Source organism: Enterobacter sp. Res13-Sevr-PEC09-46 (assembly GCF_015672585.1).
Lineage (GTDB): Bacteria > Pseudomonadota > Gammaproteobacteria > Enterobacterales > Enterobacteriaceae > Enterobacter > Enterobacter hormaechei_C.
In genome coordinates this window covers 17,802-27,280 of record NZ_JADABR010000022.1, presented here as the reverse complement: position 1 = coordinate 27,280, position 9,479 = coordinate 17,802, and the positions used below count along the sequence as shown (strand labels likewise).

Here is a 9,479-nt window from a genome sequence, read left to right as displayed (position 1 = left end):
ACGATTTTCAGCCTGATACAGATTAACAGAATTTGCCTGGCGGCTTTAGCGCGGTGGTCCCACCTGACCCCATGCCGAACTCAGAAGTGAAACGCCGTAGCGCCGATGGTAGTGTGGGGTCTCCCCATGTGAGAGTAGGGAACTGCCAGGCATCAAACAAGTGAAGAGGCCATCCGCAAGGATGGCCTTTTTGCGTTTGTGCACCTGCTTCCTTTCCATAAACAAATCACCTATCCCCCCATATATACGGTAAACTATCCCGGTTTTTGCATCAGGATAGCGTCTATGAATCACTCCCTTAAGCCCTGGAATACCTTTGGTATTCAACGGAATGCTAATCAAATTGTACGTGCCGACAGTGCTCAGCAGTTGCTGAATGCATGGCAAAACGCAACAGAAAACGGTGAACCCGTACTTATTCTGGGCGAAGGAAGTAATGTCCTGTTTCTCGATGATTTTGCGGGGACGGTAATCGTCAATCGCATCATGGGGATTGAGCGTAAAGAGAGCGCTGACAGCTGGCATTTACACGTGGGTGCTGGCGAGAACTGGCATCATCTGGTGCAATATACCCTTGAAAAAGGGATGCCAGGGCTGGAAAACCTGGCTCTGATCCCGGGCTGTGCAGGATCATCTCCTATTCAAAACATCGGTGCCTACGGCATCGAACTGAAACACGTCTGCGAATATGTCGACTGCATCGAACTCGCGACCGGAAATGCTCAACGCTTAACCGCAGAGCAGTGCCGCTTTGGCTATCGCGACAGCATTTTCAAGCACGACTATCAGGATCGTTTCGTCATTGTGGCCGTTGGCCTGCACCTGGCGAAAGCCTGGAAACCCGTTCTGACTTACGGCGATCTGACCCGTCTCGACCCGGCTACCGTCACACCGCGTGAGGTATTTGATTCCGTATGCCACATGCGAATGACCAAGCTCCCGGACCCGAAAGTAAACGGAAATGCGGGTAGTTTCTTCAAAAACCCGGTGATCAGCAGCGAAAATGCAAAAGCGTTTCTCGCCGGCTGGCCAACGGCCCCGCATTATCCTCAGGCGGATGGTAGCGTGAAGCTGGCCGCAGGCTGGCTTATCGATCAGTGTGAATTAAAAGGTACGACTCTTGGTGGCGCTGCTGTTCATCGTCAGCAGGCGCTGGTACTGATCAACCAGTCCAACGCGACAAGTGAGGATGTCGTCAACCTGGCGCATCATGTTCGCCAGCGCGTGGGCGAAAAATTCAACGTCTGGCTGGAGCCTGAAGTTCGCTTTATTGGCCGAACGGGCGAAGTGAATGCCGTGGAGACCATTGCGTGAAGGACAATACTATTCCGTTAACTCTCATCGGTATCCTTGCCGATGGCGAGTTTCATTCTGGCGAGCAGCTGGGCGAACAGCTGGGCATGAGCCGTGCTGCGATCAATAAGCATATTCAAACGCTCCGCGACTGGGGCGTGGATGTGTTTACGGTGCCGGGAAAAGGCTACAGCCTGCCGGAACCGATCCAGTTACTGAATGAAGAGGTCATCCGCAGCCAGATTGGGCACGGTAACGTCGCGGTATTGCCGGTCATTGATTCGACGAACCAGTATCTGCTGGATCGCCTGAGCGAGCTGAAATCCGGTGATGCCTGCGTTGCCGAGTACCAACAGGCAGGACGTGGCCGCCGGGGGCGTAAGTGGTTCTCACCATTTGGCGCCAACCTCTACCTTTCCATGTACTGGCGGCTTGAACAGGGGCCAGCTGCGGCCATCGGGCTGAGCCTGGTCATCGGCATTGTGATGGCAGAGGTGCTGCACGATCTGGGTGCCGATCAGGTGCGGGTAAAATGGCCCAACGATCTGTATCTCAACGATCGAAAGCTGGCGGGGATCCTGGTTGAACTGACGGGAAAAACAGGCGATGCCGCACAGATCGTCATTGGGGCGGGACTGAACATGGTGATGCGAAACGTGCAGAACGATGTCGTGAACCAGGCCTGGACCAACTTGCAGGAAGCGGGGATCACCATCGATCGCAATACGCTTGCCGTCCGCATGATCAATGAGTTGCGTAGTTCGCTGACGCTCTTTGAACAAGAGGGGTTAGCGCCATTCCTGTCCCGCTGGGAAAAGCTGGATAACTTTATTAACCGACCGGTAAAGCTGCTGATTGGGGATAAAGAGATTTACGGCACATCACGCGGCATTGACGCGCAGGGCGCGTTGCTTCTTGAACAGGATGGCGTGATTAAGCCCTGGGTGGGCGGTGAAATTTCGTTACGAAGTGCGGAGTAACCCTCTCCCCACAGGGGAGAGGGTGTAGCAGGTCATCACTGCGGATACGGCACCCAATCCCCGGCATTCAGTCGGACATAAGGCTTATTCTGATACTGGATCACCACCGCATTGGCGTTTTCCGATACCTCCGCCGTCTGCGGCAGCCCGCTGGTGAGCTGATCCCAGTTCACGCTATCTTCCACAAACAGCTTACCGTCTACAGCGCGAGCAACCAGTTCCGAGATAGCCAGATAGCTGCTTGGCTGGGTGATTTCAATGGGCGCTCCCTGATGCGGCGCCTTCATGCCAAAGAACTTAATCCCGGCCGGAACGTTAGTGATGGACGGGCTTGGGATATCGCGCAGACCAGACACCTGCATCCTGTCGCCTTTCAGCGCCCCTCCGTGTTCTGGTACCACCACCACCATCACTTTGCGACCTGATTTTTCCAGCTCGTTGAAGAACGCGTTCAGCTCGTCAAAGAACTTCTGAGCACGGGCCTTATAATCGGCCGTTTTACTCACGCCGGGATAATGATTCCCGTCGTGCAGCGGCAGCGTGTTATAGAACGTCGCACTACGTGTCCCTTCCTCTTTGCCGACGGTATCTAACCAGCGCTGAAGCACGGCGGTATCGTCATACACCGGCGAGCCATCAAAGCCCAGCAACGTTACCGGCAGCCCTTTCTGGTCCATCAGCGGGGCCTGCATGCCACCCTGTTCACGCACTTCTTTCAGGAAGTTACCGAACTGACCGTTATGGCCCATCATCAGGTGCTGGGTAAAGCCCAGTTTTGCGAGGTTATCAAACAGATAACACTGGTTAGCTGCCGGCTGGTAGAGGTTCTTATGCGAAGGCTGTCCGCAGCTGGCACGCAGCAGGCGGATAGCCGCCGGGCCGCTGTACGACGTGGCCGAGTTGAAGTCCTTAAACTGAATATCGAAATGCGACCACAGCGGGTGCGACATCAAACCAGCCGCGTCAACGTCAGCCCAGGACAGAGAACAGATGTTAATGACCAGCAGCTCAAACGGCTGAGCATCGGCAGGCAGCGCGTCCGGGAATTTCGTCTGACGCTTATCTTCCGCAGCGTAAAAACTGGAGAGCCACGCGTTCAGGTTAGTGGATGTCGGCGGTGCAGTCTGCGCAGGAATATCCCCAACCACTGGCGTATCCCCTGCTGTCGCAACGGTCGCGGCGGCGGAACCGCCCGTGGTGGTCACGGTTGTCGTCGGCTGACCGGCTGGCCACAGCGAGAAGCTCGGGCCCGTCAGTGTCAGGACGTTAAGCCAGATCATAATCGCGACGACAAACACCGTCACCCGGATCCACTGAGACAGGAACAGCCAGGCGACCAGCAGGACAAATACCGCGCCAATCATCTGCCAGTTAATAAAGCGCTCAACCAGATCGAGCATATAGTCCGCACTGAAACCTGCGACCTGGGAGCCCTGGCTCATGATGCTTTCAGGGCCGGGCAGCCAGGTATCATGCCAGAACAGGGCGAAACCGATGGGGATAGCGACCCAGTGACGTATACGGTGCAGCCTGAGGTTCGGGATTGGCATCAGCAGGAATGCCATAAACACCAGGTTAAGCAGAGGGTGGAAATTAAGATAGCCTGCCCACAGCAGACCAAACTTCACCAGAAAGTAGAAATTCCAGCCGGACAGGCCGCGCCAGTATTGCCAGAGTGGCGAGGGCGCCGAAGAGGTATAGGTAGAATTAGTCATGTTTTCGGTTTGCCTTGACGTTCGGAGCGCGAGTCAGTGTTCCGGCGGGTTTAATATAGCGAGGTTTGACGAACAGTAATCTGATCGTATCGCGAATACGGCGCAGGGAATGGCGTGCATAGTAGCCAAGCGGCAAAAAAATCAGCGCGCACAGAACAACCAGTTGGATGATATCGCTGATATTCATAATGGCGCGCTCTCCTTGTTCTCATCCAGTAAGCGTAGCGGCTCGGGTACCCGTCGCCAGACATGCCCGTCATGTTTCGCGTTCAGAACCGGTTTGGCGCCGCTTGTGACAGGCAACGGTTTGGCCCACTTTTCAGGTGGCAGGGCACGCATCTGGACAAGCTCAGCCGCGATCAGGTTATCTTCAAACCAGACCATACGGTTCGAGAAGATATCCGCGGTAGGAAGCGGGAAGATATGGTTAAGCGCAGTATCCAGATCGTTCACCCGGCAGAAGGAGAGGAACAGCACCAGGCGGTTATCGCCAATGGTCATGATGTCCCCGATACGGTTAGGGCGGCACAGAGTGAGCGCCTGCTCAACGCGAATACCCGGCACGGGGCGCAGGGCAACCATCACCCCTTTTCCGTCTGCCGGTAACAGCGTATTGCTCATCATGTTGCCCACCGCATCGCAGAAGGTGTCCCATTTCTGGTAGCCGCGCAGTTTCATCGGCTGCGTCATTGAAAGCAGGGTGCTGATATCTTCCGGAACATGTCGATTAAACTGCTGGCCCTGGATGCTTTCGATCAGCGTCAGACAGCGCGACAGGGGAGCATTCCACGGGATGACCATATTCGCGCCGCAGCCCAGTAATAAGCGCTCATCGGTGGCGCGCAGGCTGGTATTATTTTCACGCACCACAATTTTTAACGCACTGCCGCGCTGGCGACGTAATGTGTGTATGTGCCTTGCCAGCGTTTCGATTTGGTTATTCTGGATCAACGAGAAGATAATGGTCGCCGCCTGCGTGGTGCGCGCCTCATCAAATAAGGCTTCATTGGTATCGAACAGTGACCAGTGCTCAGACAGTGCAGGCGCACCTTCCAGTACCGCAATATGGCTCAGAACGCGTTTTTCATCACTGCGTGGCTGAACTACTGTTTCTTCTTGTTGAGCAAGATGCCACTCATCCCCGACATGTTTGAGGGTAAGTTGTTGTCGGGAGCTCACCCCTTTTTCATTGCACCAGAAAGCCACGTCGTAAAGATGGCTGTCGGTCTGGACACGAATACTGGCCAGGCCATAGAGGGAACGGTATTCACTCATTAAAAGTGAAAAAAGCTTGTCATTATTACTGCCTGGGTTAACAACCAATAAGGTGCAATTTTGATTTTTTGCCCATCTGTTGATTCTTTCCAGCCATTTCAGCAGTTTTTCAGACGGGATATTTTGCAGGCCGTTATTAGAGCATTTTAGAATCAGTAAATAGTGTTCGGGAACAATAGAACACTGAATATCGCGGGGTAAAAAGTATAGACTGTCAGCCTCCGCAGGCATGGAAAATAATCGTACTGTCTGGGGCCCACGGTCACTGTCGAGCCTGATGATTGACTTCGGCTCTTCGCCCATCGTAATGACGGCCACGCGGAAATCCTTCCCCTGCGCCGCTATCGTCTGGTTTACCAGACTGATGGCATCTTCATTACGATCCGTATTAACCCACCAGACTCCTCCGACTGGCATGTGGCGCAATTCGTCCCATAATGACTGGATGCCAATAGAAAATATGGAGTCCACGGTGTCCCTCTTTTCGTCGAATTTCTATGTCTCTCAGTTTACTAGCGAAAGCGTAGAAATAAACCTAACATTGAAATTAAAGAACATCAGATTTAGCATGTAAATGAAATTTAGTGGGCAGGACGCCTCGCTGCATCTGAATCTTATGATTTTACTCAAAGGGATGAAAAAAGAATGCAAAATAACGAACCCGCAACCCCAGTCGACTCAAGTCTGGGTTACACATTCCAGAACGATTTTTTGGCACTCACGCAGGCTTTTTCTTTGCCTGAAATAGATTACACCGATATTTCCCAGCGTGAACAGTTGGCGGCGGCTATTAAACGTTGGCCGTTATTAGCTGAGTTTGCCCAACAACAATAAGGAAGCCATTGATGGCTGTACTAGGATTACAGGGCGTCCGTGGTGGGGTGGGTACAACTTCCGTTACCGCGGCGCTGGCGTGGTCATTGCAGGTATTAGGTGAATCGGTACTGGTCATTGATGCCTGTTCCGATAATTTGCTGCGCATGTCATTCAATGTCGACTTTACGCATGCAAACGGCTGGGGACGCGCGCTTCTGGACGATAAAGACTGGCGGGATGCGGGTTTGCGTTATACCTCCCAGCTCGATTTGCTTCCCTTTGGTCAATTGACCGAAACCGAGCGCGGGAATGAAGCCGCGTACCAGCGCCTGTTCTCTCGCTTCATCACCGCATTGCAGAGCCTGAAAGAGAGCGGGCACTATCAGTGGATCCTGCTGGACCTGCCGCACGGTGCCGCGTCGCTGACCCGCCAGCTGCTGGCGCAGTGCGACCATGTGCTCTCCATCGCGAACGTAGATGCGAATTGTCATATCCGTCTGCATCAGCAGCCGATGCCTGCCAATGCCCATATTCTGATCAACGATCTGCGCATTGGCAGCCAGATCCAGGACGATCTCTACCAGGTCTGGCTCCAGAGTCAGCGCCGCCTGTTGCCGATGGTGATCCATCGTGACGAAGCGATGGCGGAGTGCCTCGCGTCCAAACAACCTCTCGGGGAGTACCGTAGCGATTCACTGGCGGCGGAAGAGATCCTGACGCTGGCCAACTGGTGTCTGCTGCACTTTGCTAAACGGCCGGAGCCTGCCGGGAGTTCAGTATGAGCCGCCTGACTAACTGGCTGCTCATTCCGCCGGTCAGTTCGCGCTTAAGTGAACGCTACCGCCATTACCGTCATCACGGCGCCTCGTCGCTGAGCGCTGCGCTGGGCTGTTTGTGGATGATTCTGGCGTGGATGTTCATCCCCCTCGAACATCCCCGCTGGCAACGCATTCGTGCGCGCCACGGTGAACTCTATCCGCATATCAACCCTGACAAGCCGCGTCCGCTGGATCCCGCGCGCTACGCTATTCAGTCCATCTGGCTACTAACGACCTCAACGGGCGCGGAGAAAAAAGCGTCCCGCTGGCGCAGCTTCGATCGTGTGCAGAACCTGCGTGAACACTACCACCAGTGGCTTGACCGGCTACCTGATCGGGTGGGCGACAAAACGGGTCATTTAGATAACCACAAAGAGCTCGGGCACCTACACCCGGGCTTGCGGCGTTTTATTCTCGGCGTGGTTGTGGTGTTCTCGCTGATTCTTGCGCTGGTCTGTATTACCCAGCCCTTCAACCCGCTGGCGCAGTTCACCTTCCTGATCCTGCTGTGGGGCGTGGCGCTGCTGGTGCGGCGCATACCAGGGCGTTTTTCTGCCCTGATGCTGATTGTGCTATCGCTGACCGTTTCCTGCCGCTACATCTGGTGGCGATATACCTCAACGCTGAACTGGGACGATCCGGTCAGCCTGGTGTGCGGCTTAGTGCTGCTGTTTGCTGAGACTTACGCCTGGATCGTGCTGGTGCTGGGTTACTTCCAGGTTATCTGGCCGCTAAATAGACAGCCGGTGCCGCTGCCAAAAGACACGACCCAGTGGCCTACGGTGGACCTCTTCGTGCCGACCTACAACGAAGACCTGTCGGTGGTAAAAAACACCATTTACGCCGCGCTGGGTATCGACTGGCCGAAGGATAAAATCAAAATTTGGATCCTCGATGACGGTGGCCGTGCCGAGTTCCGCCAGTTCGCGGACGAAGTGGGGGTAGAGTACATCGCCCGTACCACGCATGAACACGCGAAAGCCGGTAACATCAACAATGCGCTGAAATATGCCAAAGGGGAGTTCGTCTCTATTTTCGACTGCGACCACGTGCCAACGCGCTCGTTCCTGCAAATGACCATGGGCTGGTTCCTGAAGGAGAAAGAGCTGGCGATGATGCAGACGCCGCACCACTTCTTCTCGCCGGACCCGTTTGAACGTAACCTCGGCCGTTTTCGTAAAACCCCGAACGAGGGCACGCTGTTCTATGGACTCGTGCAGGACGGGAACGACATGTGGGACGCAACGTTCTTCTGCGGCTCCTGTGCGGTGATCCGCCGGAAACCGCTGGATGAAATTGGCGGGATCGCCGTCGAGACGGTCACGGAAGATGCGCACACCTCGCTGCGTCTGCACCGTCTTGGCTATACCTCCGCCTACATGCGTATTCCTCAGGCGGCGGGGCTGGCCACGGAATCCCTGTCGGCGCACATCGGCCAGCGTATTCGCTGGGCCCGCGGCATGGTGCAAATTTTCAGGCTCGATAACCCGCTGATGGGTAAAGGGCTGAAGCTGGCGCAACGGCTGTGCTACGTCAACGCCATGTTCCACTTCCTGTCCGGTATTCCACGGCTTATCTTCCTCACTGCGCCGCTGGCGTTCCTGCTCCTTCACGCTTACATCATCTATGCGCCTGCGCTGATGATTGCCCTGTTCGTTCTGCCGCACATGATCCACGCCAGCCTGACGAACTCGAAGATTCAGGGGAAATATCGCCACTCCTTCTGGAGTGAAATTTACGAAACGGTGCTGGCCTGGTACATCGCGCCGCCCACCATGGTGGCGCTGATTAACCCGCATAAAGGGAAATTCAACGTCACCGCGAAGGGCGGGCTGGTGGAAGAGGAGTATGTCGACTGGGTGATCTCCCGGCCCTATATCTTCCTGGTGCTGCTGAATATTGTGGGCGTGATTGTTGGGATCTGGCGCTACTTCTACGGCCCGGAAAACGAAATTCTGACGGTCTTCGTGAGTATGGCGTGGGTGTTTTATAACCTGATTATCCTCGGTGGCGCGGTGGCGGTATCGGTGGAGAGCAAACAGGTTCGCCGCGCGCATCGCGTCGAAATCAGCATGCCAGCGGCCATTGCCCGCGACGATGGACATCTCTTCTCCTGTACCGTACATGACTTTTCGGATGGCGGTCTGGGTATCAAGATCAACGGTCAGGCGAAGGTGCTGGAGGGGCAGAAGGTCAACCTACTGCTTAAGCGCGGCCAGCAGGAGTATGTCTTCCCGACGCAGGTGGTGCGTGTGAGAGGAAATGAAGTGGGTCTGCAACTGATGCCGCTGACCAAAAAGCAACACATTGATTTTGTGCAGTGTACGTTTGCCCGCGCGGATACGTGGGCTCTCTGGCAGGACAGCTTCCCTGAGGATAAGCCTCTGGAAAGCCTGCTGGATATTCTTAAGCTGGGGTTCCGTGGCTATCGTCACCTTGCAGAATTTGCCCCGTCGTCGGTGAAATTAATTTTCCGGTCACTTACTTCACTGGTTTCCTGGGTCGTGTCGTTCATTCCGCGTCGACCTGAGCGAGATGAAGCGAAGCAGGCGGACCCGGTTATGGCTCAACAATGATGATAA

The 9,479-nt window shown here is 54.9% G+C and carries 7 protein-coding genes, 1 rRNA gene and 1 pseudogene; 6 read left to right on the top strand and 3 right to left on the bottom strand.

Annotation, left to right across the window (positions count from 1 at the left end; translation table 11 throughout):
* The first annotated feature begins 35 nt into the window (after positions 1-35).
* The 3 genes from rrf to birA all read left to right on the top strand — a co-directional run bounded on the left by rrf (position 36) and on the right by birA (position 2,273).
* A 5S ribosomal RNA gene (rrf, locus tag IMQ56_RS16930) occupies positions 36-151 on the top strand.
* 134 nt (positions 152-285) lie between these two features.
* Entirely contained in the window at positions 286-1,314 is a 1,029-nt protein-coding gene (gene murB, locus IMQ56_RS16925; RefSeq protein ID WP_047734649.1) for a UDP-N-acetylmuramate dehydrogenase, read from the top strand.
* On the top strand, positions 1,311-2,273 hold the full coding sequence (birA, locus tag IMQ56_RS16920) for a bifunctional biotin--[acetyl-CoA-carboxylase] ligase/biotin operon repressor BirA (protein WP_017384195.1): 963 nt from the start codon (positions 1,311-1,313) through the stop codon (positions 2,271-2,273). Before murB ends, birA begins: the two co-directional genes overlap by 4 nt.
* Positions 2,274-2,308: 35 nt before the next feature.
* Here the strand turns inward: birA and bcsG are convergent, their stop codons facing one another.
* Genes bcsG through bcsE form a run of 3 tightly spaced genes read right to left on the bottom strand, consistent with a single transcriptional unit; the run spans position 2,309 to position 5,734 of the window.
* Positions 2,309-3,988: a cellulose biosynthesis protein BcsG gene (gene bcsG, locus IMQ56_RS16915; RefSeq protein WP_032672219.1), complete on the bottom strand. Its 1,680-nt coding sequence runs from the start codon at positions 3,986-3,988 to the stop codon at positions 2,309-2,311.
* Positions 3,981-4,175, bottom strand: a complete 195-nt coding sequence (gene bcsF, locus IMQ56_RS16910) for a cellulose biosynthesis protein BcsF (protein ID WP_017384193.1) — start codon at positions 4,173-4,175, stop codon at positions 3,981-3,983. The genes bcsG and bcsF overlap by 8 nt, the downstream gene beginning before the upstream one ends.
* Positions 4,172-5,734, bottom strand: coding sequence for a cellulose biosynthesis c-di-GMP-binding protein BcsE (bcsE, locus tag IMQ56_RS16905; RefSeq protein ID WP_196064100.1), 1,563 nt, complete (start codon positions 5,732-5,734; stop codon positions 4,172-4,174). The genes bcsF and bcsE overlap by 4 nt, the downstream gene beginning before the upstream one ends.
* 174 nt (positions 5,735-5,908) lie before the next feature.
* Here bcsE and bcsR point away from each other — a divergent pair.
* The 3 genes and pseudogenes from bcsR to bcsA form a co-directional block, all read left to right on the top strand.
* Positions 5,909-6,105 (top strand): annotated as a pseudogene (gene bcsR / locus IMQ56_RS16900) (cellulose biosynthesis protein BcsR); the annotation flags it as partial.
* A gap of 3 nt (positions 6,106-6,108) precedes the next feature.
* Positions 6,109-6,861, top strand: coding sequence for a cellulose biosynthesis protein BcsQ (gene bcsQ / locus IMQ56_RS16895; protein ID WP_003861177.1), 753 nt, complete (start codon positions 6,109-6,111; stop codon positions 6,859-6,861).
* Positions 6,858-9,473 (top strand): UDP-forming cellulose synthase catalytic subunit, encoded by a 2,616-nt coding sequence (bcsA, locus tag IMQ56_RS16890; RefSeq protein WP_045338534.1) that lies wholly within the window; start codon positions 6,858-6,860, stop codon positions 9,471-9,473. Before bcsQ ends, bcsA begins: the two co-directional genes overlap by 4 nt.
* Positions 9,474-9,479 lie beyond the last annotated feature (6 nt).

Coding starts and splice junctions, on each gene's coding strand:
- bcsA (WP_045338534.1), top strand. CDS start 6,858: ATGAGCCGCCTGACTAACTGGCTGCTCATTCCGCCGGTCAGTTCGCGC.
- bcsQ (WP_003861177.1), top strand. CDS start 6,109: ATGGCTGTACTAGGATTACAGGGCGTCCGTGGTGGGGTGGGTACAACT.
- bcsG (WP_032672219.1), bottom strand. CDS start 3,988: ATGACTAATTCTACCTATACCTCTTCGGCGCCCTCGCCACTCTGGCAA.
- bcsF (WP_017384193.1), bottom strand. CDS start 4,175: ATGAATATCAGCGATATCATCCAACTGGTTGTTCTGTGCGCGCTGATT.
- murB (WP_047734649.1), top strand. CDS start 286: ATGAATCACTCCCTTAAGCCCTGGAATACCTTTGGTATTCAACGGAAT.